Source organism: Nocardia speluncae NBRC 108251 (assembly GCF_001613245.1).
GTDB lineage: Bacteria > Actinomycetota > Actinomycetes > Mycobacteriales > Mycobacteriaceae > Nocardia > Nocardia speluncae.
Genome location: NZ_BDBZ01000024.1, coordinates 42,823 through 68,462, shown reverse-complemented (window position 1 = coordinate 68,462; position 25,640 = coordinate 42,823). Strand labels below are relative to the sequence as shown.

Here is a 25,640-nt window from a genome sequence, read left to right as displayed (position 1 = left end):
GCGCGGCGGTCTTGTCTGGCGTCCGGCCCGCGGGCGCGGATCGGGGCACCGGCGCCGATATCGCCTGGCTAGCCGAACAACCAGTCGACACCCTTGATGAACGCCAGATCCAACCCGCTGATGAAAGCGACCATGAAGATCACGAACACCAGAACAACAGCCGTATAGGTGATCATCTGCTTCCGGTTGGGCCAGATAACCTTCCGCAGTTCCGCGATCACCTCACGCAGGAACTTGAACAAACGTTTGAACGGATTCCGGGACCGGTCCCGATCGGCTCGGCCGGACTTCTTCTCGTCCTTACGCGCGGTCCGATCGATGGTCGCGATCGAACCGGTATCGGACGCACCCGACGTCGCGGACCGACTCCGCCGAGCGGAGCGCTTTCCGCTCGGCCGCTGCGCGGCGGCGGTGTCATCCCGCTCGTCGGTCACGTCGATCCTCTCTCATCGCCGGGCATCCAGGGCAGGGGCGACAGGACTTGAACCTGCAACCTGCGGTTTTGGAGACCGCTGCTCTGCCATTTGAGCTACGCCCCTTCGGCTGAACCGGACACTTGCGTGCGATCCAGCCACACTGCGGTATTCAATTATCGGTGCTGTGGTCACACAACACGCGCGCCGCTCCGGAAGGTACCGGCCCCGTCGGCGGGACCGGTTCGACCGGCTCGACCCGAGCCTACCCAGCCAGTTCGGCCGATGCTCGAGAACCCCGCCTGGGACCAGCCTTGCAGAACAGCGCGCATCAGCTGGTGACCCCAGAAACCCGAGTGTACGGCACGGCTGGCTACGGAAGCCAATCAGGAGCGCTCGACCAGGTCAGGACAACTGGACGGTTGCTGTTGCCCGGCCGAAAATCTTGCGTCCACCGGATTTGGCCACGATGGCGATCACTGCTGTCCGGGTCTCCGGATCGACAGATTTGATCTTGCCGGTGAATTCGACCTCGGCCGGCTCGGTAGCACTCACGAATACCGGACTGGTGAACCGGACGTTGTACTCCTTCACTGCACCCGGATTGCCCAGCCAGGAACTGACGAATCCGCCGCCCAGCCCCATCGAGAGCATGCCGTGGCCGACGCAGGTCTCCAGATCCACCAGCTTCACCACCTCGTCGCTCCAGTGGATGGGGTTGGCGTCGCCGGACACACCGGCGTAGTTCACCAGATCACCGCGGGTGAGGCGCACGACCCGGGCGGGCAGCTCGTCGCCGACGGTGACGTCGTCGAACGAGCGCGCGAACCGGATGGGCACGGCCTGCTCGGCCGCAGGGGCCGGCGGGGCCGGGTGCGAGCGCGGCGTGTGGTCCGGCATGGAGGCTTCCATCCCGTGCATCAGGACCTTGCGCACAGCCTCGTTGAGGTTGGGATCGATATCACCGCCACTGCGGCCGACCAGGGTGGTGTAGGTGGTGAGCACCACCTCGTCATGCTGATCTGTGACGATGTTCTTGGTGACGATGATGTCGCCACCGAACGCCTGGCGGAACGAATGCAGATAGACGTCGCAGGTCAACCGGTCACCCACCAGGATCGGGCGGTGGAATTCCAGGATCTGGTCTGTTTGCATGATCTGGCTCAGGTCGTAGCCGGTGACGACCGTCTCGAAGAGTTTGCGCTGTGCCAGGATTCCGACGAGCGAGATGAAGGTCACCGGGGCGACCAGACCGTCGTAGCCGTACTCCAGCGCGATATCTTCGTCCCAGTGCACCGGGTGGCTGTCCTGTACGGCACGAGCGTACTCGCGGACCTTCTCGCGGCCGACCTCGTAGTAGTCGTCCACGCGGTAGTGGTGACCGACCATAGCGGCCGCATGGACGGCAGGATCGAATTCCGCTTCCATCGCGGCCACTTCGTCTGTTCCGGTGTTCGTTGTCACGGGAGGACTGTACCTATCTGACCCCGCAGCACGGAGTCTGCTTGGCGGCTGGACGTCAGTCCAGTAGGTGGTAGCCGGCGTAGCCGAGAGGGAGACCGCACAGCCGCCCGATCAATACCGCGGCCCATTGCCGACCGCGAACGGGCGGGAGCCCGCCCATGAGGGAACCATAACTGTAGCGAGCCGAACAGGCGCGTCACGGCGCTGCGACAACGCGAAACCCACATGGGTATCGATCGGGGTGACCCCGTTCGCCCCGGCAGGTGATGCGCCGCCGCCGGAACAGCGACGCCACATGCGAGAGGTCAGCGGGATTCGCGGTGGGCGCGGTGCGTACCGCAGTTCGGGCAGAACTTCTTCAGCTCCAGCCGATCCGGGTCATTGCGCCGGTTCTTCTTGGTGATGTAGTTGCGATGCTTGCACTGCTCGCAGGCCAAGGTGATCTTTGGCCGGACATCGGTGGACTTCGCGGCCACGATATGCCTTCTTTCCGGTCAACCAGAGGGTCAATCAGTATGGGTAGCGATGGCCGGACTTGAACCGGCGACACAACGATTATGAGTCGTTTGCTCTACCGACTGAGCTACACCGCCTTACGTACCATCTGCAACGGCGACGTCGCGGCTTGGAACGCCGAGTCGGACACCACCGGCAATCCGGCGAGCCCCCTAACGGAATCGAACCGTTGACCTTTTCCTTACCATGGAAACGCTCTACCGACTGAGCTAAGGGGGCACGACTTCTCCGCAGCGGAGCCGGATGATCTCCTGCCCGTTGCCTCGAAGACTTGAACGAGAGTACACACTTACCGCCGACAGCACCAAACCGGGTGCTCAGAACGTATTTTTCGGTTGTATCGGACGATGCACGGTGTCCCGGATACGACAGAACCCCCGCCGGATTTCACCGACGGGGGCTCATGGTGGCAGGTGTAGGATTCGAACCTACGTAGGCTTTCACCGACAGATTTACAGTCTGCTCCCATTGGCCGCTCGGGCAACCTGCCTGGAACCACACCCGGCGATCTCGCGATCGCTTTTCCGAGTGCGGTGAGCAGGATACAACGAACCCGCACCCGGAATGCAAACCGGCTGGCCAGATCGCCCGATCGACCGAAATCGGCACGGCCGCGCAGCCGGCGGTACAGGCGTGCGGTGGGTACTGCGCATGAGCGGAGTCCCTCCGTGGTGACTCGGCGCCGACGCCGGGCCGCCCCGCTCATGGTGTGGCACTTCGCGAACGAGGTAGCTTGCGTAAGCACTCAGGGTGATCCAAACAGCGAACAGGAGCGCAGTGTGGCCGATTCATCATTCGATATCGTCAGCAAGGTCGAACGGCAGGAGGTCGACAACGCACTGCATCAGGCCGAGAAGGAACTGAACACACGCTACGACTTCCGGGGAACGGGCGCCGGCATCGAATGGTCGGGCGAGGACAAAGTGGTACTCACCGCCGAAGCCGAAGAGCGCGTCAAAGCTGCACTCGAGGTTTTCAAGGAGAAGCTGATCCGCCGGGATATCTCCCTCAAAGCCTTCGATGTCGGCGAGCCGGTCGCGTCGGGCAAAACCTACAAGGTCACCGGCTCGCTGGTACAGGGCATCGACGCCGAACATGCGAAGAAGATCTCCAAGAAGATCCGCGACGAAGGCCCGAAGGGAGTCAAGGCGCAGATTCAGGGCGACGAACTGCGCGTGACCAGTAAGAAACGCGATGATCTGCAGGCCGTGATCTCCCTGCTCAAAGGCGAGGATTTCGGAATCGCACTGCAGTTCGTGAACTACCGCTAGAACCGCTCAGCGCCGCCCGGCCATCTCTTCCAGCCGTGCGATCCGGTCGGACATCGGCGGATGCGTGGAGAACAACCGGGCCATCCGATCACCTGCCCGGAACGGGTTGGCGATCATGAGATGCGATTGTGCGGTGAGCCGGGGTTCGGGCGGCAGGGGCGCTGCCTGTACCCCGCGCTCCAATTTGCGTAACGCCGAAGCCAGCGCCAGCGGATCACCGGTCAACTCCGCACCCGATTCGTCGGCCTGATATTCGCGGGAACGCGAAACCGCCAGCTTGATCAGACCCGCCGCAATGGGGCCCAGCAGCGATACCAGCAGCACTCCGATGAAATTCGGGCCGGAACCTCCCCTGTTACCGCCGAACGCGGCCGCGAAATAGGCGAAATTCGCCAGGCCGGAGATCACCGCCGCCATCGCACCGGCGACCGAGGAAATCAGAATATCCCGGTTGTAAACATGGGACAGTTCGTGCCCGAGCACCGCCCGCAATTCCCGCTCGTCCAGAATCTGGAGGATCCCGCTGGTACAGCACACCGCCGCATGCCGCGGATTACGCCCGGTCGCGAACGCATTCGGTGCATTTGTGGGACTTATGTACAGGCGCGGCACGGGTTGGCGCGCGGTGGTCGCCAGCTCGCGCACAATGCGATAGATCACCGGCGCCTCGAGCTCGCTGACCGGCTGCGCCCGCATTGCTTTCAGGGCGAGTTTATCGCTGTTGAAATACGCGTAACCGTTCATGGCCACGGCGAGTAACACCGCGATCACCAGAATGGTCGTGTTCCGGAACGCTGCGCCCGCCAGCACGATGAGCGCGGAAAGACCGACCATGAGCCCGAACGTTTTGAACCCATTCGCAAACCCGTGCCCGTGCATAGCACTCCTGTATAGGTGACGCGCTCATACGCGCGAATTTCGGCCAGAACCGCTACATGGGCTCAACGACCGAGCCGACTCCGGAGTTCCACCGTCCACGACGCGCTCTGCCCAGCCGAGCCCGAACGCGCCCGGTAGATCTCGAGCACGTCCTCGCCCCCGGTCGACCTGGGGCACCGCGCCTTCGTGACCCGGCTCGCGACTCACCCACAGGACCGGTGAACCGGGAATCTCACACGCGCAGAATCAACCGACGCGTTCGATTGTGTACTGGACCAACTCCACCAGGGCATCGTTCGCCGGGCCCGCGGGCAGCGCCTTCAGTTCCGCGTGAGCGATATCGCTGTACTCCCGCAGTTTCTCCTTGGCCTGCGTCATCCCCGGGGAACGGCCGAGCAGTTCGAGTGCTTCGGCGACCTCCTCGTCCGAATCGAGAGGATGGTCCAGCAAGGTGCGCAGGCGGTCGCCGTCGGGGCCGGGAACCCGGAGGGCATAAAGGACCGGCAACGTATGCACGCCTTCGCGCAGGTCGGTGCCCGGGGTCTTGCCGGACTGCGCGGAGACCGACGAGATATCGATGATGTCGTCGGAAATCTGGAATGCGGTGCCCACCGCATCGCCGAGGCGGGCGAGACGTTCCACATGATCGAGATCGGCGCCGGAGAACGTACCGCCGAAGCGTCCGGACGCCGCGATCAGCGAACCGGTCTTCTCCCAGACCACCCTCAGGTAATGCGCGACCGGATCGGCGGCTTCGCGGGCACCCATGGTTTCGCGCATCTGGCCCGTGACCAGTTCGGCGAACGTTTCCGCGATGATGCGCACCGCGTCCGGACCGAGGGTGGAGGTGAGCCGGGAGGCATGGGCGAACAGGTAGTCACCGGCCAGGATCGCCATACTGTTACCCCAGCGCGAGTTCACGCTCGGCGCCCCGCGTCGCATGGTGGCCTCGTCCATCACATCGTCGTGGTAGAGCGTGGCCAGATGCACCAGCTCCACGACGGTGCCGGCGGTGATGAGCTCCGGATCGTCCGGGCGGGGGCCGAGCTGGCCCGTCAATATGGTGAACAGCGGGCGGAACCGTTTACCCCCGGCCCTGGCCAGATGCAGCGCGGCTTCCTGCAGGAACGACGCCCCGTCCGACAACTCCTCGACCAGTAAATCCTCCACCCGGTCGAGCCCCTCGCGCACTGTCGCGGCGAGGGCGGCGTCTCCGAGGTCCACCCCCGCCACCACCGTGCCGGCTTCGCTCACAGCAGATGTGCTCATACCTTCTCCCAAGGACGCGTCCGACCCCACGGTGATGAACCTAGCGTGTCCATGCCGCAGCGCCCATGAACACCGTCACTGTATTGACCGTACCGCCATCGACATAGCAGACCGCAGCCTGTAACTATTGTCCGCATGGGTGCACCCGAAGCCACGCCAGCCGATAGCGACCGGGGGCCGCTGCCCTCACATGTGCAGGTGCTGGTGGTGGGTGCCGGTCCGGCCGGTTGCGCGTCCGCGGCCTGGGCGGCCCGGGCCGGTCGTGATGTGCTGCTGCTCGATTCCGCGGTGTTCCCGCGTGATAAGACCTGCGGGGACGGGCTGACCCCACGCGCCACCGCGGAACTCGAACATCTGGGCCTGGGTGAATGGGTGCGCGCGCATACCGTGAACCACGGTTTGCGGATGACCGGATTCGGGCGCGAGGCCCTGCTGCCGTGGCCGGCCGGCTCCTTCCCGACCTACGGCAGCGCGATACCGCGTACCGAGCTGGACGACAAACTACGCGAGACGGCCGTGAAATCCGGGGCCCGGATGTTCGACGGCACCAAGGTCGTCGACGTGGTACGCGACGGTGACCGGGTCACCGGAGTAGTGGTGCGCGCCGGCGAACGGACCACCGAGATCCGCTGCAAGACCTTGATCGTGGCCGACGGTGTCCGCTCCCCGATCGGTAAACAACTCGGCCGGGCCTGGCACCGCAAGTACGCTTACGGGGTGGCCGCGCGCGCCTATATCGCGTCCGGGCGCAGTGACGACCAGTGGATCACCTCGCATCTCGAGCTGCGCAATGCGCAAGGTGAACTAGTGCCCGGCTACGGCTGGGTATTCCCGCTCGCCAACGGCGAGGTGAATATCGGGGTCGGTTCGCTGGCCACCGAGCAGCGGCCCTCGCATATCGCGTTGAAACCTCTGCTGGAGCACTACACCGCGCAGCGCAGCGACGAATGGGAGCTCACCGGCTCGCTGCGGGCGGTGTCCTCGGCGTTGCTTCCGATGGGCGGGGCGGTTTCCGGTATCGCGGGCCGCAATTGGGTGCTGGTGGGTGACGCCGCCGGTTGTGTGAACCCGCTGAACGGCGAAGGTATCGACTATGGGCTGGAGGGCGGGCATATGCTCGCCGGCCTGCTGGACGAGCCCGATCTGACCAGGCTGTGGCCGGATCTGCTGTGCCGCAAATACGGGCGCACATATTCGGTGGCCCGCCGCATCGCCGGGCTGGCGACCCACCCGCGGATGGTGCCGGTGGGCGGTCCGCCGGTGATGCGATCGAAACTGTTGCAGCGCACCGCGGTCCGGGTGATGGGCAATCTGGTCACCGACGAGGATCTGGACCTGACGGCGCGGGCGTGGCGTACGGCCGGGCGCGCATCGATGCGTTTCGACGAACTCGTTCCGTTCGGATAGGCGACGATGGCGGCGCGACCGGCTCACGAGGATCTGCTCCCGCATCTGCGCCGGGCGCGTGATTTCATCGACCGCGAATACGCACAGCCGCTGGACCTGGACGGGATGGCTGCGGCGGCGGGGGTCTCGAAATATCACTTCCTGCGTTGTTTCGCCGCGACCTACGGCCGCACGCCGGCGCTGTATCTGGCCGAGCGGCGGATCGAGCGGGCCCAGGACCTGTTCCGCGCCACCAATACGACGGTAACCGAGGTATGCCTGCTTGTCGGGTACACGAGCCTGGGGTCGTTCTCGCGCAAGTTCACCGAACTGGTGGGGGTTTCACCATCGGAGTACCAGGCGAAATTCGCCGACGGTGCGCCGCGGATCCCCGGCTGCTATGTGTTCATGCACGGGTTGTCCGACCGCCGGCCGGACACCGCAATTTCGGAGAAGCCGCATCGTTCGCGGCGCACCTAAGCTCAGCTCATGAACCCGATCATCACCAACATTTCGCTGGTCACGGTGTACGTAACCGACCAGACCGAGGCGAAGAACTGGTACATCGACACCCTCGGTTTCGTGGAGACCGCCGATGTGCAGATGGGCGACAACGGTTTCCGCTGGGTGACCGTGGCCCAGCCGGACCATCCGGAACTCGAAGTGACACTGATGGTGCCCGGCCCGCCCCTGGACGAAAACCTCGCCGAGGCGGTCCGGCGGTCGCTGGCCAACGGCACGCACGGTTCGCTGGGCCTCACCACGAAGGACTGCCGGCAGGCCTACAAGGAGTTGACGGCCAAGGGCGTGGATTTCGTGCAACCACCGTCGGATCGGCCCTACGGTGTGGAGGCCGTTTTCCGAGACAACTCCGGGAACTGGCTCGTCATGGTCGAGCCGAAGGAGTTCGACCCGTCCACCGCGATGGACGCTCCCTGGGAAGAACCCTGAGGCGCGGGCGCACGGTCGCGGAGCGCAGCGTCGGCGATCCGCGAGGTCCGAGCCCGCTCGCTGCTGAGGCACGGTGATCTCGGCGCACCGGCACGCACACGGTTGCAACGCTTCGGCGCCTGCTTCCGCCCGCGATATTCACGGGTGGAAAGCCGGGACAGGCCGACAATCCCGGCCCACGAGTGTCAGGCGTTCGCGCGCTCGGCGAACCATTTCACGATGAATTTGCGTTCGCTTTCCACCACTCGCCGCTGCAGCTGTTCGGCGAGGGGCTCGATGGCCCCGCCGACCAGGGGGACCTTGACCTTCACGGAACCGGAGACCTCCAGTTCCGAGCCGTCACCGGCGGGCCGGAGCCGGTAGGTCCCTGTCATCTCCGAGGAGATGGCCGACGAGGTGCCTTCGAAGGTGCCCTCGGCGGTGTCACCGGTCAGCGGCTGCCAGCTGTCCACGCGGGTGACGACCAGATCGCTTTTGAGCACCTTGCGGACGAGACCGGGGATCTTCTCCGGGCGGATCTTCTCGCTCATCGCGAGCCGGACGGTGCCCGGCCCGCCCGGATGGGTCAGGTCGAGCGTGGCTGTTTGCGCCCCGGCGAAGCGGTCGCGCCACAGTTCTTCCCCGGTGAGCGCGGCGTGGAGTTCGGCGACCGGGATGGGATAGGTCAGCGTGAAGCCGAATTTACGGGCCATGAGCGCCCAGAGTAGCCGAACCTGCCGCACTCACCTGCCGGCAACTCGACGCCCGATCCCACCGGCACCGGGCACCACCCGGACCCGGACGCCGGGCACCACAGCGCCCGTTAGGCTGTTGCGGTGCCGCGCCCCGGTGACCGGGTCTCATGGTTTTCGCCGGCGCGGCAACCGCCGGGCATCCGCCGGCACCGCCCGGTCGCGGACGCCGACAGGGACCGAATCCGGAGGAGGTAGCGTGCCCGACCAGGCAGATGTGGCCGAGCCGCCCGATCCCGTGCACGAACTGGACGAGCCCGCGGGCCCGGAACCCGCGCCGGCGGGGAGTGGGTCCGCAGAGTCCGCGCCGCCCGACTACTCGGCCCGGGCCGAACGGCTGCGGCGGATACGCGTCGGCGTGCTGATCGCCGCCGTTTCGGTGAGCGTGCTTGTGATGTTGCTGGTTTTCGCAGCCTGGCGCAACGATTACCTGATCGAATCGGACAAGGGCGAGACAACGGGTGAAGTACTGTCCGCCGGACGATTGCGGTCGGCGGTGATGTATGTCACTCCGGACGGTGTGACCCACAATCCCAAGGTGGGTGTGCTGTACCCGACCAACCTCACCGCGGGCGAACGGATCAACGTCGAATACAACCGCGCCGACCCCGACCTGGTGCGCGTGGCCGGTCGCGATGTGCGGGTCGCGATACTGCCGGCGCTGTCCGTGCTCGCCACCGTCTGGGCATTGACGCTGCCCACCCTGTGGCTGCTGTTGCGTGCGGAAACCGGTTCGATGAGTGTTCGCCGGATCTTCGATCCGGTGTCATATCGACGACGTGTCCCGGGATCCCGCGACCCCGCAGACTGACCCGTGTGCGCGTAGCCATCGTTGCCGAATCCTTCCTCCCGAATATGAACGGCGTCGTGAACTCGGTCCTGCGGGTGCTGGATCATCTGGACCGGTACGGACACGAGGCATTCGTGATCGCGCCGGATACCCTGCGCGGACGTCCCCCCGCGCCGCGGCACCACGGCAGATTCCCGGTGCACCGGGTACCCGCGGTGATGGTGCCGAAGATCAGTTCGCTACCCGTGGGCCTGCCGCATCCGGGGATGGTGAAGATCCTGGACGATTTCGACGCCGATGTGGTGCATCTGGCGTCTCCCTTTCTGCTGGGTGCCGGCGGGCTGGCCGCCGGGTTGCGACTGGACCTGCCCACGGTCGCGGTGTATCAGACCGATGTGGCGGGTTTCGCCAAGAGTTACGGACTGGGGATGGCCGGACGCGCAGCCTGGGGTTGGACCAGGCGGATCCACGAGGGCGCGACCCGTACCCTGGCGCCGTCGAGCGCCGCGGCGGAGAGCCTGGCCCGGCACGGGATTCCGCGGGTTCACCGGTGGGCGCGCGGAGTCGACACGGCGCGGTTCACACCGGCGGCGCGCAACCCGCGACTGCGCAACGCATGGCTCGGCGGCAACGATCGGCTCCTGGTGGGATTCGTAGGCCGGCTGGCTCCGGAGAAACATGTGGAGCGGCTCGCGGTCCTGGCCCGCGAGCCGGGCGTTCAACTGGTGATCGTCGGCGACGGACCGCAACGGCCGAAACTGGCCGCAATGCTGCCGGACGCGATCTTCACCGGTGAACTCGGCGGCGACGAATTGGCGCAGGCCTACGCCAGTTTGGATGTGATGGTGCACCCCGGCGAACACGAAACCTTCTGCCAAGGTGTCCAGGAGGCATTGGCCAGCGGGATACCGGTGATAGGTCCTGATGCCGGCGGGCCCCGCGACCTCATCTCCCCGTGCCGCAACGGCTACCTGCTGCCGGTCGCGGAGTTCACCGAGCTGCTGCCGGGCGCCGTCGCCGCATTGTGCGATCCCCGGCTACGCACCCGGTTCGGTGCGGCCGCTCGGAAATCGGTGCTGCATCGCACCTGGCCGGCCCTGTGCACCGAACTCATGGGCCACTACGCCGACGTACTCGGCACCGAATACCAGTTACCGCGTTCCGCGTGATCGGCCGTCGGCACGCCCCTGTTCGGCCTGGGATGTGACATCGAACAGCCCGCCAGGGCGACGGTGATCGGCCACCGAAGCTACAGCAGCGCCGAGTAGGGTCGGGCTGTGGCGAAAACGCAATCGGTTCGGGCCTCGCTGGACAAGCAACCGCACGAGGTCGCTTCGATGTTCGACGGGGTGGCACGACGATATGACCTGACGAATACCGTGCTCACGGCAGGCCAGGACCGCTACTGGCGGTGGATGACCCGCAAGGCCGTCGCCCCGCGGCCCGGCGAGCAGATACTCGACCTGGGTGCCGGCACCGGCGTCTCCACGGTGGAGCTGGGCCGGACGGGCGCTTGGTGTGTGGCCGCCGATTTTTCACAGGGCATGCTGGCGGCCGGGCAGTCCCGGGGCCTGCCCATGGTCGCCGGTGACGCCACGGCTCTGCCGTTCGCCGACAATTCCTTCGATGCGGTGACCATATCGTTCGCCCTGCGCAATATCGCCGACTACGACCTGGCGCTACGGGAAATGCTGCGTGTGACCAAACCCGGCGGGCGTCTGGTGATCTGCGAGTTCTCCACCCCGGTGATCCCCGTGTTCAAGACCGCCTACCGGACGTTCGTGATGAAGGTATTGCCGATGATCGCCCGGGTGGTCAGCAGCAACCCGGACGCCTACGTGTACCTGGCCGAATCCATCCGCGACTGGCCGAACCAGCGACGGCTGGGCCGCCGGGTCGCGGAGGCAGGCTGGGCGGGAGTGAAATGGCGCAACCTCACCGGCGGGGTGGTCGCCCTGCACCGGGGCTACAAACTCGGTAGCTGACACGCAGGTTCATTTTCCTCACAGTTGTGATTTCCGCTGGTGAAGTGGAATGTGATGCGGCGATAACATCGGGCAAACCCGAGGAAACGGCTCGCGGGCACTATCGGGGACATGTCCGAGGGATACGGCACGAACGAGTCAGGTCCGGAGGCGGCCGGACTGTCGGACCACGCCGGATCGCCGGCCATGCTCGATGGGCAGCCGGTCAAGACCAGGACGGCCTGCTCGTACTGCGGGGTCGGCTGCGGGATCGAGGTCACCACGACTCCGGATGCCACCGGCGCTCCGGTGATCGCCCGGGTCAGCGGCGATAAACTACATCCGGCGAACGCCGGTCGACTGTGTACGAAGGGCGCCACCCACCTCGAGCTGATGCGGGCGCCGGGCCGGATGACCACCGCGTACCGTCGCCCGGCGCGCGAGACCGAACCGGAGCCGGTGGGGGTGGACGAGGCGGTCGCCGAGACCGCGGCGCGGTTACGGGCAATCCTGGACGAGCACGGACCCGACGCGATCGCGCTGTACGTCTCCGGTCAGATGTCGCTGGAGGCGCAGTACCTGGCCACGAAACTCGCCAAAGGGTATCTGCGGACCGTACACATGGAGGCGAACTCCCGGCTGTGCATGGCGAGCGCGGGCACGGGATACAAACAGTCGCTGGGCGCCGACGGCCCGCCCGGTTCCTACGACGATTTCGACCGCGCCGACCTGTTCTTCGTCATCGGTGCGAATATGGCCGATTGCCATCCCATCCTCTTCCTGCGCATGTCCGAGCGCCTCAGATCCGGCGCGAGGCTGATCGTGGTGGACCCGCGGCGTACCGATACCGCCGCCCGCGCGGACCTGTTCCTGCAGATCCGGCCCGGAACCGATCTGGCGCTGCTCAACGGCCTGCTGTATCTGCTGGTCGAGGCCGGTGATATCGACGAGCAGTTCATCGCCGAGCACACCGAGGGCTGGGCCGCGATGCCGGATTTCCTCGCCGCCTACACTCCGGATCGAGTCGCCGGGATCACGGGCCTGGCCGAGGCGGATATCCGCACGGCCGCCCGCTGGATCGGGGCGGCGGGCGAATGGATGAGTCTGTGGACGATGGGCCTGAACCAGTCCACCCATGGCACCTGGAACACCAATGCACTGTGCAATCTGCATCTGGCCACCGGTGCCATCTGCCGCCCGGGGAGCGGGCCCTTCTCGCTGACGGGGCAGCCGAATGCCATGGGCGGCCGGGAAATGGGGTATATGGGGCCCGGGTTGCCCGGCCAGCGCAGCGTGCTCTCCCCCACCGACCGGGCATTTGCGGAAAGGGCGTGGGACCTACCGGCGGGCACCATACGCGCCGAGGCCGGGCCGGGCACCGTGGAAATGTTCCGGCAGCTCGCGGCCGGAACCATCAGGGCGGCGTGGATCATCTGCACGAATCCGGTTGCCACGGTGGCAAATCGCAAAACGGTGATCGCGGGCCTGGAGGCCGCCGAACTGGTGATCACCCAGGATGCCTACACCGAGACAGCCACCAATACCTACGCCGACTTGCTGTTACCGGCCACACTGTGGGCCGAGGCCGATGCTGCTGTGGTCAATTCCGAACGGACCGTCACCTTGCAGCGGCAGTCGGTCGAACCGGCCGGCGACGCGCGGCCGGACTGGCAGCTCATCGCCCAGGTGGCGACCGCTATGGGCTTTCCCGGATTCGAATACGTTTCCGCCGCCGACGTATTCGACGAGATTCGCGGCTTCGCCAATCCGGCCACCGGTTACGACCTGCGCGGTATGAGCCACGATGAATTGCGCGAGGGCCCCATGCAGTGGCCGTGCCCGGATCCGGCACAGCGCCGCAACCCGATCCGCTACCTCAACGACGGGATCGGCCGGGAGGCGTTCGTCGACGACACCGGACACCGGCCACACCTGGCCTTCCCCACTCCCAGCCGGCGAGCGGTCTTCTGGCCGCGCCCTCATATGTTGCCGGCGGAAATGCCGGACGACGAATACCCGTTCCTGCTCAACACCGGACGCCTGCAACATCAGTGGCATTCGATGACGAAAACAGGCCGGATCGACAAGCTCAACAGGCTTGACCAGGAGCCATTCGCCGAGGTCCATCCCGGCGACGCCCGAGAACTGGGGCTGGCCGCGGGCGACCAGGTGGAGATCGCCTCCCGGCGCGGGCGCGCGGTACTCCCCGTGCGGATCAGCGACCGGGTACGTCCCGGCGGATGTTTCGCACCGTTCCACTGGAACGACGAACAGGGTGAATACCTGACCGTCAACGCCGTCACCAACGACGCGGTGGACGCCGATTCGCTGCAACCGGAGTTCAAGGCCTGCGCCGTAGCGTTGCGCCGGGTCGCGCCGGCGGTACCCGCCGAAACACCGGTGGCCCCCGGCAGTCCTGGAGAACCCCCGGCGAGCACCGGAGACCATCCACTCGCGGCGATACTCGGCCTGGGCGCGGCCATCTCGCCTACCCTCAGCGAAACCGAGCGGATCTACCTGGGTGGATATCTCGCGGCCCTGCAATCCTTGCCGGTGTCGGGGCAGCCGGTGCTCCCGGAAACCGCGCCGTTGTCGCGGCAGAGCCGGCTGTGGGTGGACGGATTGCTGGCTGGAATGTATTCCCGTGCCTGCCAACCGGGTTCGGCGGTACCGGCACCGCCGAGCCCGGCCGTAACGGTGCTGTGGGCCTCGCAGACCGGCAATGCCGAAGAGTTGGCGGCCACCGCGGCGCAGCGGCTCACCGAATCCGGTTACCGGCCGCGGCTGATCGATATGGATTCCTGCGACCTCCCTTCGCTGACGGGCGATGTCCTGGTGGTCAGCAGTACGTTCGGCGACGGCGGTCCGCCGGACAACGGCGCCGATTTCTGGGCCCGGCTCGACGAGAACGCGAACAAGCTCACGGGCATACGTTTCGCGGTATTCGCCATGGGCGATTCCTCCTATGACGATTTCTGCGGCCACGGCCGGCGGCTCGATACGGCGTTCGCCGAACGTGGCGCGACCCGGTTGCTCCCGCGCGTGGACTGCGAACCGGATTTCGACGGCCCCGGATCGAGCTGGCTGGATGAGGTGATCGCGGCGCTCGACGGCGCCCCGGCGGACAACGACGCCGGTGGGGACTCCGGGGACCATCTGAGCGGCCACGGCACCCACGTGCGCCCGGAGGGTAGGTTCGGTGACGCAAGTCCACGCGAACGAACCAGTTCCGCATCCGGTGTGGGCACAGCGACGGATCTGCTGGAGCGGGGGGCACCCGCACGCCCCCGGCGCCCGGCCCCGACTCCGTTCAGCAGGGCGCTACCGGTTCCCGCTGCATTGGTCCGCAACGAGGTCCTGACAACTCCTGGCGCCACGAAGGAGGTCCGGCGGGTAGCCTTCGATCTCGGCGATTCGGGCGCACGCTACGAGGTGGGGGATTCGCTCGGGGTATGGCCGAGCAACTGTCCGGCGCTGGTCGGCGAGTTCCTCGACGCGGCGGGTTTGGACGCCGGGCGCACTGCCACCGCGGGCGATACCGAGATGCCGTTGGAACAGGCGCTGCGCACTCATTTCGATATCACCCGGGTCTCCCGGAACCTGCTGGAATTCGTGGCCGACCGCAACCCCAGCAACCGGCTGGCCAAGCTGCTGCGCCGCGATAATCGCAACGAACTGTCCGGCTACCTGTGGGACCGCCAACTGGTGGACGTACTGCGCGATTTCCCGATCCGCGCCGGGCTCGTGGAGTGGCTCGACGTTCTGAAGAAGCTGCAACCACGCCAGTATTCGATCTCCTCCAGCCCGCTGGTCAGCCCGCGGGAAGTGGAGCTGACCGTCGGGATCGTCCGCTACGGTGATCCGCGGGTCGCGGGCTCGGCGGCCCGCCGCGGCGGCGTCTGCTCCACCTTCCTCGCCGACCGCGCCGCCGGTGCCGTGCCGATTTTCCTACAGCGCGCCCCGCATTTCCGGCCGCCGGTGGATCCGAGCGTGCCGATGATCATGGTGGGTCCGGGCACCGGTATCGCCCCGTTCCGGGGTTTCCTGCACGAACGCCGCGCTCTCGGCGCCACCGGGCAGAATTGGCTGTTCTTCGGCGACCAGCACACGGCACAGAATTTCTACTACCGCACCGAACTCGAGGATATGTTCCGATCCGGCCACCTCTCGCGACTGGATCTGGCCTTCTCCCGTGATCAGCGCGAACGCATCTACGTGCAGCACCGGATGATCGAACACGGCGCAGAATTGTGGTCGTGGCTGCGCGAGGGCGCCCACTTCTATGTCTGCGGTGACGCCGCCCGCATGGCCAAAGATGTCGACGATGCCCTGCTGCGCATCGCCCGCGTCCACGGCACACTCGACGAGGACGGCGCCCTGGCGTTCAAGAAGCAGCTGGTGGCCGAGAAGCGTTACGTCCGTGATGTCTACTGAACCGCTCCCACCGGGACGGCGGGCGGGTTCAGGCGGGTGAAATCGGGCAGGCGGTAGTACGGGTAGTAGGGATAGGGCGGGGTGAGTGTGCTGGCCGCGTCCAGCCGCGCGATCTGATCGGCGGTGAGCTTCCAGCCGACCGCGCCGAGATTCTGCCGTAGCTGCTCCTCGTTGCGGGCACCGACGATCACGGTGCCGACCGTCGGCCGGGAGAGCAGCCAGTTCAACGCAATCTGCGGGACGGTCCGGCCGGTTTCGGCGGCGATCTCATCCAAGGCATCGACGACGTTGTAGAGATATTCCTGGTCCACGGGCGGGCCGGCCTCCGCCGTGCGGTGCAGCCGGCTCTCCGCGGGAAGTGGTTGGCCACGGCGGATCTTGCCGGTCAGCCGGCCCCAGCCGAGCGGACTCCAGACCACCGCGCCCACACCTTCGGCGACCCCCAGTGGCATCAGCTCCCACTCATAGTCGCGGCCGGCCAGCGAGTAGTACACCTGGTGGGCGATATAGCGGGTGAGCCCGTGCCGATCAGCGGCGGCCAGCGATTTCATCAGCTGCCAACCGGCGAAGTTGGAGGCACCCAGATAACGGATCTTGCCCGCACGGACCAGGTCGTCGAGGGCGCGCAGGACCTCCTCGACCGGGGTCCGGGCGTCGAATGCATGCAACTGGAACAGGTCGATATGTCCGGTGCCGAGCCGGCGCAGCGCGGCTTCCACGGCGCCGATCAGCCGAGTGCGACCCGAACCCGCATCGAACGGACCGGGCCCGGTGGGCAGACTCGCCTTGGTGGACAGCAGCAGCCGGTCGCGCCGGCCGCGGATGGCGGCGCCGAGCACTTCCTCGGAGGCGCCGTCGGAGTACACATCGGCGGTATCGAACATCGTGACGCCGGCGTCCAGGCTGATATCCACCAGGCGGCGGGCCTGTTCGGCGTCGGTATCGCCCCAGGCGCCGAACAGTTCCCCGCGTCCTCCGAAGGTGCCGGCACCGAAACTCAGTGCGGGAACGATCAAGCCGGAAGCTCCCAGGCGGCGATATTCCATCTCGACTCCTAATGGGTCTAGAGTGTCATTAACGATTATGAAGATACACCGAAAGACGGCTAAATGAAACTGGAGTTCCTTTATGGCTGACGAAGACGGCCCCGGATCGGTTCGCCCCGGCGGCCGCACCGCCCGCGTCCGCACCGCAGTACTCGAGGCGGCCGGCGACCTGCTCGCCGAACACGGCTTCGCCCGGCTCGACCTCGCCGAGGTCGCCGCCCGGGCCGAAGTCGGGAAGACAACGGTCTACCGGCGCTGGCGCACCCCGGCCGGGCTGACCGCCGACCTGCTCGTCGATATGGCCGAACAATCCCTACCGCGCGCGGATACCGGCTCGTTGCACGGCGACCTCGAAGCCAACGCCCGCCTGGTGGCAAAAACTCTGACCGACCCCCGGCAGAGCCGGCTGTTCCGTGCGGTGATGGCCGCCGCAAGCTTCGACGACGCGGCAGCGATTGCGCTCCACCGGTTCTACGATGTGCGGCTCACCGAGTGGTCCCCCTGTGTCACCGATGCCATCGGCCGGGGCGAGGCGCCGCCCGGCACCGAACCCCGGGCGGTACTCACCGCCGTTTCGGCTCCCCTGTACTACCGGCTGCTGGCCAGCGGCGACCCGATCGACGAGCAGGCCGTCCGGGTCGCGGTACAGGCCGCAGTGAGCGCCACCACGGCCGGAGTTTTCGTCCGCAGCGCAACCTGACCGCCCGCGACCGGCGAACCGTTCGCGTCACCAGAGGTGCTGGTAATCGAGGGCCGCGGCAACAATCAGCCCGAGTCCCAGCAGGACGAAGATAACGCGCACCGACAACGGGCCATAGCTGGTGACCACCCGCAGAACGGATCGGTACACACGCTGGGCCCGGCGCGTCCGCCTGGTCGCCAGCGCGAGCACCACCAGCGGCGGCAGCAACGCGAGCGCACAATAGGCGATGACGATCAGCGGCCACACCGACGGCAGCGGGTCCCGGGCCGATATCAACGCCAACCCGGCCAGGTACGGAATCGCGGTCGGTGCCTGCGCCAGGCCGACGACCATACCTGCCATACCGAGTAGCCAAGGGCGCCGCCGGAAGGTCACCGTCCATGCCGGAGGTTCGGCCTGCGCACCGGCCGGCACGGCGGCGATCACGAGCAGTACGAGGCCGAAGCCCAAGGCACCCCAGGTACGGATCGTCGGAGTGAGCTCGAAATCCACCAGATCGGTGAGGAAATCGATCCCCAGCACCGCCAGCAACCCGAAAGTCGTGGTTACCGCGAAAACCCCGGCAATGAAACTTGCCCCACCGGGTACCGGTGATTTCCGGGCGAGCCTGCTGTCCATGACGATCGCCGCGGTAACCCCCACCAGCAGGAGATCGAGCGAGTCTATGAACGCGAACCCGGCGAGGGCGAGCAGTAGAGCGATCATGGCGCCGCCAGCCTACGCGGTCGCCCACCGGCATCGCGCGGGTGGCCGAACGCCCCGGTACGGGTTCACCCGGCGGCGCGGTCCGCCGGCTCACCTCGCCGGGGGATCCAGAAGGGGTCTCGCCCGGCGAGTCCCAGAACCCGGTGCAGTACCGGCGCCGCCGGCCCGATCGGCACGATCGGGCCGAAGAGGCCGGGGGTGCCCTCCGCGGGGGTGTCCTTCAGGAAATCCAGCAGAACGGCGAGATCGGAATCGCCCACTTTCAGTTCCTGGCAGGTGGCGTGCGCCAGATCCCAGGCATGGACGACGATCTCGTCCAGCGCAACCCGGGCAGTGACAGGTGCCGGCATGGTGACCCCACCCGCTTCGGTATCGCCCTGCCACGCCGCGGGTTCGCGCCAAGCCCGCGCCAGCGCCCGCAGCCGAGCCGGGACGGCAATCCGCCACTGCGCGGGTAGCGCGGCGCCGGAACCGAATTCGGGAGCGGCGGATGCGCCGAGCGATTCTTTGGTGGCAGCGGCGCGGAACGCCTCCGCCAAACCATCCACGTGTTGGATCAGCACACGAACGGGGACATCGGCGGGCGTGGGCGCCTCGAGCTGGGCGTCGTCGATCGCCGTGACGATATCGGCCAGCGCGTCCGCCGCGGGCGACAGGTCGAATTCCGGGTGCATGCGGTCTCCTCGATCCAGGGCTGCTGTAGTCCAGACGAGGCCGTGGACACAAACTCATCGGCCGCACGCAGCCGGGGACCGTCGCGTGAATCGTCGCGACCACCGCCAGCGCCGATTCAGTGGGAAGGCCGAGCTCGCTCGCGAGAGGTCAGGAATCGATCCCGGCGCGGACCGCGGCATGCAGCTCACGCAGCCCGGAGCGATCGGTAAGGACCTCGAGTACCCGGAAACCGGGACCGGGACCGGCGAGTTCGGCGGCCAGTTCGGCCGGCCCCACCTGGCGGTGCGGGATCCGGTACGCAGCGCAGAGCGCGGACAGATCCATCCCGTGCGGGGTGCCGAAAACACGCTCGAAAACACCGGCGTACTGGGGGTCGCCCTGTTCGAGGAGTTCGAAGATACCGCCGCCGTCGTCGTTGGCGACCACGATGGTGAGGTCGTCGGGGCGGGGTTCGCCCCGCCCGATCAACAGACCGGACGCATCGTGCAGGAAGGTGAGGTCGCCGATCAGGGCGATGGTCCGGCCGCGGTGGTGCAATGCGGCGCCGACCGCCGACGACACCGTTCCGTCGATACCCGCGACACCGCGGTTCGACAGCACCCGCACGCCCGGTTTCGGTGCCGAGACGAGCGCGGCGTCGCGGACCGGATTCGACGCACCCAACAGCAGCTGATCACCTTCGCGCAACGCGTCCGTGATCACCGCGGCCACGTGCAATCCGGTGGGTTTGGGGTGGCGATCCAGCTCGTCGCGCACCACGGTGCGGGCCCGCCGGTCCAGTTCCCGGCAGCGGTCCAGCCATTGCACTGTAGGGGCGCCGCTGGTCACCGCCCGGGTACCGGTTCCGACCACATTGCCCGAGACATCGGGCCAGCGCGGGCCGGTGGTCAACGCGTACACCGTCACCTCGGGGTCGGCCAGCACCCGCGACACCTGACGATGCAGGGTCGGGCGGCCGGTGATGATCGCCTGCCGCGGTTTCAGCAGCGGCAGCGCCAGGGGATGCAGGGCCGGGCCGTGCACGGGGGCGGTGGGTTCGGCCACCGTGGGCAGGCCGGCGAGCTCGGCGCGCAGTCCGGCGCCGTGGCCGGAGATCACGACGGTATCCGGGGTGAGGTCGATGTCGAGTGGAACGTCGAGGGTCGCGTATTGGGTGGCCGTCCACGGCTGGTCCACGCCGCGCCCGGCCGGGGTGAATTCCGGACTACCAGGCTCCGGGACCAGTGGTTCCCGCAAGGGGATATCGAAATGTACGGGACCCGCGTTGCCCGAACGGGTGCCTCGTGCGGCGGCCAGTACCCGGCACACCGCGGACCGCCACACGCTGTTCTGCCGTGGGTATTCGGGGCCGGATTCGGTTTCGGCCAGGCCGAGGCTGATGGTCGCCCGGACCTGGCTGCTGAACAGGCCGAGTTGTTCGACCGTCTGATTCGCGCCGGTACCGAGCATTTCGTAGGGACGATTGGCACTGAGCACGATCAGCGGAACCCGGGCGTAATTGGCCTCCAGGACCGCCGGGCCGAGGTTGGCGACCGCGGTGCCCGAGGTCATCACCACCGGTACCGGAGCGCCCGAGGCAACGGCCAGGCCGACCGCGAGGAATCCGGCCGTCCGCTCGTCGACGCGCATATGCAGCCGTAGCTGCCCCGCCGCGTCGGCCGCCTGCAGTGCGAAGGCCAGCGGGGCGTTACGCGAACCGGGGCACAGCACCACTTCCCGCACCCCACCGCGGGCGAGTTCGTCGACGACCACCCGAGCTTGCGCAGTTGACGGATTCACGACTCCAGACTGTCAGACCCCTGGGGCCGCGTCTGCGTCACCCTGCTCACATCGGCAAGGCCGGTCGCGGACAGCGCCCGGCGCCTGGGAACCCCCTGGAACTCCCCCGTTGGGGACCTCGTCGTCGAGGCCCCCACGGGCCGCGCTGACGCGCGGCCGAATCGCTACGCGCGCAATGCTATCCGGCGTGCTTCTGCACCAGTTCGCCGACGCGGGGCAGCGCCTCGATGACATTCTTCTTGGCAGAGGAACGCATCGAGTTGTACACCTTCTGCAGGGCGGGCCGGCTGGAGGCCGCGGCGCGCGCATCGGTGACGGTCAGCAGGGCCTCGGCGACCTCGTCGCCCTTGCCGGCGAGCAGTTCGCCGAAGGTCCCCGCCGCACCGGCCTGGTACTCGTTCCAGTAGGGCTCGAGCTGCTCGAGCAGTTTGGGCGCCAGCGATTCCAGGCCGTCGGGAACGATGGACGGGCTGATCTTCTTGACCGCCGCGTACCCACCCTTCACAGCCAGACCCGAGGCACCACCCTTATCGGAGACCTCGGCATCCAGGACCTGGACGGCATCGGCGAGGAAGGCCGGGCGCGTAGACTCGCCAAGCAGTGATTCAGACAGTGCTGCAACCAATTTAAGGATCCTCCGGATCAGTACTCGTATGGACGGGCAACGCAACTATACGCATCGCCCACACGAATGCATTTCCGCCCGTAACTGTCTGCGGAGCGAGGAGCAATATTGGACAACCGACCGAACCGGGCACAGCAGCAAGCGATCCGAGAGCACCGGGACCGATCGGGTCCGCGACGGCAGAGGGTCAGGGCTGCCAGGGCAGGAGTTGCACCATGAGGCCTTCACTGTCGGCCAGGACAGTCCCCTCCTCATCCACCAGTTCAGCACTGATGAAGGTTTTCCGCCCCTCGATCCGCTCGACCCGGCCGCGCACCGTCAGCGGAGTGTCGAGCGGAGTCACCTTGCGGTAGTTCACGTGCAAGAAGGCGGTCCGGCTGATCGGCCGCCCGGCGTAGTGGACGGTCATTCCGAAGAGGTCGTCGAACAGCAGCGGCAGGACACCGCCGTGCGCGGCGGAGTTCCCGCCGAGATGGAACCGGCGGAACACACCCTTCATCACGATGCCGTCGGGTCCGGCCGAGACCGTCTTCCAGGGCAGCAGGAGCAGGCTGCCGCGACCGGGCAGTTCGACGGCCCGGCCGGCGGGACCCTGTTGTTCCGGCGCCCGATACGGTTCGAGCAGTTCGATCAGTGCGTTCACCCGGTCACGGGCTTCGCGATAGACCTCGTCCGGGGCATCGACCGAAACCGTCAGGTCCTGCAGGGTGCGCATACCCGCAACGAATTCGCCGTATTCCGGGCCGACCTGAGCCGGAGTGATCCTGGGAAATCCCCCGTGCCTCTCGTACCGATCCGCGTCGACAGCGGTTTCGTCGATCCTCGGTCGGGTCTGCTCGGTCATACAGGCACCGTAGCCCCGAATTTTACGGCGTCCAAACATTTCGGCCGAACTGTGGTGAAGTCAACGCGACACCACCGGCCCCACCGCGCCTGATGTAATCACACCCATGACGTTCAATCCGACGCTGTGGCGCGACGTGGCCGGGTTCGAGGGCCTGACCGATATCACCTACCACCGGCATATCGAACAGGGCACCGTCCGGATCGCGTTCGACCGCCCCGAAGTGCGCAACGCCTTCCGGCCGCACACGGTCGACGAACTCTACGCGGTTCTCGACCATGCCCGCACAACCTCCGACGTCGGCGCGGTCCTGCTCACCGGTAACGGACCGAGCCCCAAGGACGGCGGCTGGGCCTTCTGCTCCGGCGGCGACCAGCGGATCCGCGGCCGCAGCGGCTACCAGTACGCCAGCGGCGACACCGCCGAAACGGTCGACAAGGCCCGCGCGGGCCGCCTGCACATCCTCGAGGTGCAGCGGCTCATCAGGTTCATGCCCAAGGTGGTGATCGCCTTGGTCAACGGCTGGGCCGCCGGCGGCGGGCACAGCCTGCACGTGGTGTGCGACCTCACCCTGGCCAGCCGCGAACACGCCCGCTTCAAGCAGACCGATGCCGACGTCGGCAGTTTCGACGGCGGATACGGCAGCGCCTACCTGGCCAAACTGGTGGGCCAGAAGTTCGCCCGCGAGATCTTCTTCCTCGGACGCGCCTACACGGCCGAGGAAATGCACGCCATGGGCGCGGTGAACGCCGTGATCGACCACGGCGAACTCGAGGACGTCGCCCTCGAATGGTCCGCGGCGATCAACGGGAAATCGCCCCAGGCCCAGCGCATGCTCAAATACGCGTTCAACCTCGCCGACGACGGCCTGGTCGGCCAGCAGCTCTTCGCCGGTGAGGCCACCCGGATGGCCTATATGACCGACGAAGCAGTCGAAGGCCGCGACTCCTTCCTGGAGAAACGCGACCCCGACTGGAGCCCGTACCCCTGGTACTTCTGAATCCACGGCACGCAGGGAGCCCAGGCCGGACACTGGCATGCTCGGGTGCGCCCGAGGTCCGGCGGCAACAGCCGACCTACCCCTAGACTTGCCGGTGATGGACATCCTCAGCAGCCGGATAATCCTGCGCCCCCGCGACTATGCCACCACCCTGGCGTTCTATCGTGACTCACTGGGGCTGGCGGTTTTCCGGGAGTACCCGGGTGGCACGGTGTTCTTCGCCGGCCAGTCACTGATCGAGGTCGCGGGACACGGCGCATCGGAGACCGGCCCGCAGGGCTTCGCAGGGGCGATCTGGTTGCAGGTCCGTGATCTCGGGGCCGTCGCGGTCGAGTTGACGCTGCGTGGGGTCGCGATCGAGCGGGCCCCGGTGACCGAGCCCTGGGGGCTGATCGAGATGTGGCTGAAGGATCCGGACGGGGTGCCGATCGTGCTGGTCGAGATCCCGGAGGAGCATCCGCTGCGGCGGGACAACCGCTGACCGGGACCGGCTCCGGTTTTCTGCCGGGTTGCCAACCCATGGCCCGCCACGCGACGATACGATCGGATGGCCGCCCGATCACCGACGCCCGGTGCGACCGCTTTCGTACCGTCCGACGAGTGAATCGCAGTTCCATGCCTGGCCCAGCCCCAACCGATCATCCGGCTCCGGCGCCCTGCACCGGCAGCACCGGCCCCTGCTGTCCGCGGCCCGGCCGACGTGACGACACCATCGCAGCCGTGAGCGAGTACAGCGAGCGCACCATGGTTTTCCGGTTCACCGGAGGCAAGGCGTGAGCGTGATGAAAACCTTGCGTACCCTGCCCATACCCACCGGCGGTGGAGTCAGCGACGTGCTCCCGCACCTGCGGCAGGTCCTCGACGGCAGTGGTTCGGCCGCCTGGCTGCCGGTGCCCGCCAGTGATCGGCGCGAGGCCCGCCGGCTGGGTGACGCGCTCGCGCCCGGCGAACCGATCGACGACGATATCGCGCTGGTGGTCACCACCTCCGGGACCACGGGGGTGCCGAAGGGCGCCATGCTCACCGCGTCCGCGTTACGCGCCAGCGGCGACGCCACCCACGAACGGCTCGGCGGCCCGGGCAGCTGGCTGCTGGCGCTGCCCACTCATCACATCGCCGGACTCCAGGTATTGCTGCGTTCGCTGCTTGCAGGCACGGAACCGACCGTGGTGGACGTTTCCGGCGGCTTCCTGCCCGAGGCTCTCACCGGGGCGATCGCAAGTATGCGCGGAGCACGCCGCTACACCTCGCTGGTGCCGACCCAGCTGGTCAAGGTGCTCGACGCTCCCGCCGCGACCGCCGCGCTGGCCGAACTGGATGCAGTGCTGATCGGCGGCGCAGCGACCCCGCTGCCCCTCTACGAGCGGGCCCGCGACGCCGGAATCAATATCGTCCGCACGTACGGGATGAGCGAGACCTGCGGCGGCTGCGTATACGACGGTATCCCGCTGCGCGGCGCTCACGTACGTATCGAGGGCGGTCGCATCCTGCTCGGCGGCGATATGCTGGCCGCCGGTTACCGCAATATGCCCGATCACCCCGCCTTCGCCGAACCCGGCTGGTTCCGCACCGACGACGCGGGCGTTTTCACCGACGGTGTCCTGCGCGTTCAGGGCAGGCTGGACGAGGCGATCTCCACCGGCGGCCTGCTGGTGATACCGCAGGTCGTGGAGGCGGTCCTGGCGACCCATCCCGCGATCTCCGAATGCGTGGTCCTCGGCCTGCCCGACGAACGACTCGGGCAGCGGGTCGCTGTCGCGGTGGTACCGGTGCCGGGTACCGCGCCCACGCTGGACGAACTCCGTGACCACGTGCTGGCAGAATTGGATACCGCCGCCGCGCCCCGCGAACTCACGCTCGTCGACGACATCCCGTTGCTGGGTCCGGGTAAGCCGGACCGCGCCGGACTCCGCAAATACCTGCTCACGGGGTCTGCGTCCTGAAGGGACGGGTTCGGCACCGCGTTCCGAACTGAAGCGCGACGGCTCAGGCCACGCCCCTTCCGCCGGTCACCGACTACCTACGCGAGACCAGCCCCTGGTGACCGGGACCAGTAACTTCTGCCGCCGGACCGGCACCACTCGAACGACGTGGCTACACGGGTCATGGGCCCCGGGTGGCCTGTCGCTCGGCGGCCGGACGGGAACGGTCGAGCCGACCTCCGGCGAGTTCGCCGGGGATACGCAGCGCCCAGT

24 protein-coding genes and 4 tRNA genes are annotated in these 25,640 nt (G+C 67.1%); 12 read left to right on the top strand and 16 right to left on the bottom strand.

The features are described 5' to 3' along the window. Positions 1–68: 68 nt before the first annotated feature. From secE to NS6_RS21355, 7 genes are all read right to left on the bottom strand, one after another. Complete coding sequence (secE, locus tag NS6_RS21385) at positions 69–440, bottom strand: preprotein translocase subunit SecE (RefSeq protein ID WP_068044486.1); 372 nt, start codon at positions 438–440, stop codon at positions 69–71. Positions 441–466: 26 nt separating this feature from the next. Further along, positions 467–539 (bottom strand) — tRNA-Trp (locus NS6_RS21380). Positions 540–818: 279 nt separating this feature from the next. Continuing rightward, positions 819–1,841, bottom strand: a complete 1,023-nt coding sequence (locus NS6_RS21375) for a fused (3R)-hydroxyacyl-ACP dehydratase subunits HadA/HadB (protein WP_068044522.1) — start codon at positions 1,839–1,841, stop codon at positions 819–821. A gap of 341 nt (positions 1,842–2,182) precedes the next feature. Further along, positions 2,183–2,353, bottom strand: coding sequence for a 50S ribosomal protein L33 (gene rpmG / locus NS6_RS21370; protein ID WP_011211653.1), 171 nt, complete (start codon positions 2,351–2,353; stop codon positions 2,183–2,185). Positions 2,354–2,397: 44 nt separating this feature from the next. Then, positions 2,398–2,470, bottom strand: a tRNA-Met gene (locus tag NS6_RS21365). Positions 2,471–2,539: 69 nt separating this feature from the next. After that, positions 2,540–2,612: transfer RNA gene (locus tag NS6_RS21360), tRNA-Thr, on the bottom strand. A gap of 185 nt (positions 2,613–2,797) precedes the next feature. Continuing rightward, positions 2,798–2,883 (bottom strand) — tRNA-Tyr (locus NS6_RS21355). Between the two features lie 289 nt (positions 2,884–3,172). Between NS6_RS21355 and NS6_RS21350 the strand changes: the two genes are divergently transcribed. Beyond that, complete coding sequence (locus tag NS6_RS21350; RefSeq protein WP_068044484.1) at positions 3,173–3,664, top strand: YajQ family cyclic di-GMP-binding protein; 492 nt, start codon at positions 3,173–3,175, stop codon at positions 3,662–3,664. 6 nt (positions 3,665–3,670) lie between these two features. On the opposite strand, the gene htpX is transcribed toward NS6_RS21350, so the two are convergent. Further along, positions 3,671–4,543: a zinc metalloprotease HtpX gene (gene htpX, locus NS6_RS21345; RefSeq protein ID WP_068044483.1), complete on the bottom strand. Its 873-nt coding sequence runs from the start codon at positions 4,541–4,543 to the stop codon at positions 3,671–3,673. A gap of 246 nt (positions 4,544–4,789) precedes the next feature. Continuing rightward, positions 4,790–5,812: a polyprenyl synthetase family protein gene (locus NS6_RS21340; protein WP_068044481.1), complete on the bottom strand. Its 1,023-nt coding sequence runs from the start codon at positions 5,810–5,812 to the stop codon at positions 4,790–4,792. A 135-nt stretch (positions 5,813–5,947) separates the two neighbouring features. On the opposite strand from NS6_RS21340, the gene NS6_RS21335 reads away from it, so the two are divergent. The 3 genes from NS6_RS21335 to NS6_RS21325 are packed head-to-tail and all read left to right on the top strand — an operon-like array spanning position 5,948 to position 8,149. Further along, a complete protein-coding gene (locus NS6_RS21335) occupies positions 5,948–7,219 on the top strand; it encodes a geranylgeranyl reductase family protein (protein WP_068044479.1) in 1,272 nt (423 codons plus the stop codon). A gap of 6 nt (positions 7,220–7,225) precedes the next feature. Then, a complete protein-coding gene (locus NS6_RS21330) occupies positions 7,226–7,678 on the top strand; it encodes a helix-turn-helix domain-containing protein (RefSeq protein ID WP_068044476.1) in 453 nt (150 codons plus the stop codon). A gap of 18 nt (positions 7,679–7,696) precedes the next feature. After that, the gene (locus NS6_RS21325; RefSeq protein ID WP_068044520.1) at positions 7,697–8,149 is read left to right on the top strand and encodes a VOC family protein; all 453 of its coding nucleotides are present in this window, start codon (positions 7,697–7,699) and stop codon (positions 8,147–8,149) included. Between the two features lie 185 nt (positions 8,150–8,334). Here NS6_RS21325 and NS6_RS21320 read toward each other — a convergent pair whose 3' ends face one another. Then, positions 8,335–8,841, bottom strand: a complete 507-nt coding sequence (locus NS6_RS21320) for a DUF2505 domain-containing protein (protein ID WP_068044474.1) — start codon at positions 8,839–8,841, stop codon at positions 8,335–8,337. Positions 8,842–9,274: 433 nt separating this feature from the next. On the opposite strand from NS6_RS21320, the gene NS6_RS21315 reads away from it, so the two are divergent. The 4 genes from NS6_RS21315 to NS6_RS21300 all read left to right on the top strand — a co-directional run bounded on the left by NS6_RS21315 (position 9,275) and on the right by NS6_RS21300 (position 16,068). Continuing rightward, positions 9,275–9,691 (top strand): DUF3592 domain-containing protein, encoded by a 417-nt coding sequence (locus NS6_RS21315; RefSeq protein ID WP_245669449.1) that lies wholly within the window; start codon positions 9,275–9,277, stop codon positions 9,689–9,691. A 5-nt stretch (positions 9,692–9,696) separates the two neighbouring features. Then, a complete protein-coding gene (locus NS6_RS21310) occupies positions 9,697–10,839 on the top strand; it encodes a glycosyltransferase family 4 protein (protein WP_084471265.1) in 1,143 nt (380 codons plus the stop codon). A gap of 108 nt (positions 10,840–10,947) precedes the next feature. Further along, a complete protein-coding gene (locus tag NS6_RS21305) occupies positions 10,948–11,655 on the top strand; it encodes a demethylmenaquinone methyltransferase (RefSeq protein WP_068044470.1) in 708 nt (235 codons plus the stop codon). 186 nt (positions 11,656–11,841) lie between these two features. Further along, positions 11,842–16,068: a bifunctional nitrate reductase/sulfite reductase flavoprotein subunit alpha gene (locus NS6_RS21300; RefSeq protein ID WP_068044514.1), complete on the top strand. Its 4,227-nt coding sequence runs from the start codon at positions 11,842–11,844 to the stop codon at positions 16,066–16,068. Here NS6_RS21300 and NS6_RS21295 read toward each other — a convergent pair. Beyond that, a complete protein-coding gene (locus NS6_RS21295) occupies positions 16,062–17,114 on the bottom strand; it encodes an aldo/keto reductase (protein WP_068044468.1) in 1,053 nt (350 codons plus the stop codon). The genes NS6_RS21300 and NS6_RS21295 overlap by 7 nt on opposite strands. An 82-nt stretch (positions 17,115–17,196) precedes the next feature. Between NS6_RS21295 and NS6_RS21290 the strand changes: the two genes are divergently transcribed. Continuing rightward, on the top strand, positions 17,197–17,814 hold the full coding sequence (locus tag NS6_RS21290) for a TetR/AcrR family transcriptional regulator (protein WP_068044466.1): 618 nt from the start codon (positions 17,197–17,199) through the stop codon (positions 17,812–17,814). A gap of 27 nt (positions 17,815–17,841) precedes the next feature. Here the strand turns inward: NS6_RS21290 and NS6_RS21285 are convergent, their stop codons facing one another. The 5 genes from NS6_RS21285 to NS6_RS21265 all read right to left on the bottom strand — a co-directional run bounded on the left by NS6_RS21285 (position 17,842) and on the right by NS6_RS21265 (position 22,445). Then, a complete protein-coding gene (locus NS6_RS21285) occupies positions 17,842–18,522 on the bottom strand; it encodes a GAP family protein (protein ID WP_068044463.1) in 681 nt (226 codons plus the stop codon). 65 nt (positions 18,523–18,587) lie between these two features. Next, positions 18,588–19,196, bottom strand: a complete 609-nt coding sequence (locus NS6_RS21280) for a TIGR03086 family metal-binding protein (RefSeq protein WP_068044461.1) — start codon at positions 19,194–19,196, stop codon at positions 18,588–18,590. 148 nt (positions 19,197–19,344) lie between these two features. Beyond that, positions 19,345–20,976 (bottom strand): 2-succinyl-5-enolpyruvyl-6-hydroxy-3-cyclohexene-1-carboxylic-acid synthase, encoded by a 1,632-nt coding sequence (menD, locus tag NS6_RS21275; protein WP_068044459.1) that lies wholly within the window; start codon positions 20,974–20,976, stop codon positions 19,345–19,347. A 178-nt stretch (positions 20,977–21,154) separates the two neighbouring features. Beyond that, entirely contained in the window at positions 21,155–21,601 is a 447-nt protein-coding gene (locus NS6_RS21270; RefSeq protein ID WP_068044458.1) for a DUF6918 family protein, read from the bottom strand. A 187-nt stretch (positions 21,602–21,788) separates the two neighbouring features. Next, the gene (locus tag NS6_RS21265; RefSeq protein ID WP_068044456.1) at positions 21,789–22,445 is read right to left on the bottom strand and encodes a PaaI family thioesterase; all 657 of its coding nucleotides are present in this window, start codon (positions 22,443–22,445) and stop codon (positions 21,789–21,791) included. Between the two features lie 106 nt (positions 22,446–22,551). On the opposite strand from NS6_RS21265, the gene NS6_RS21260 reads away from it, so the two are divergent. The 3 genes from NS6_RS21260 (at position 22,552) to menE (ending at position 25,388) form a co-directional block, all read left to right on the top strand. After that, entirely contained in the window at positions 22,552–23,445 is an 894-nt protein-coding gene (locus NS6_RS21260; protein ID WP_068044454.1) for a 1,4-dihydroxy-2-naphthoyl-CoA synthase, read from the top strand. Between the two features lie 97 nt (positions 23,446–23,542). Next, on the top strand, positions 23,543–23,926 hold the full coding sequence (locus tag NS6_RS21255; RefSeq protein WP_068044452.1) for a VOC family protein: 384 nt from the start codon (positions 23,543–23,545) through the stop codon (positions 23,924–23,926). A 301-nt stretch (positions 23,927–24,227) separates the two neighbouring features. Further along, the gene (gene menE / locus NS6_RS21250) at positions 24,228–25,388 is read left to right on the top strand and encodes an o-succinylbenzoate--CoA ligase (protein ID WP_068044450.1); all 1,161 of its coding nucleotides are present in this window, start codon (positions 24,228–24,230) and stop codon (positions 25,386–25,388) included. Positions 25,389–25,640 lie beyond the last annotated feature (252 nt).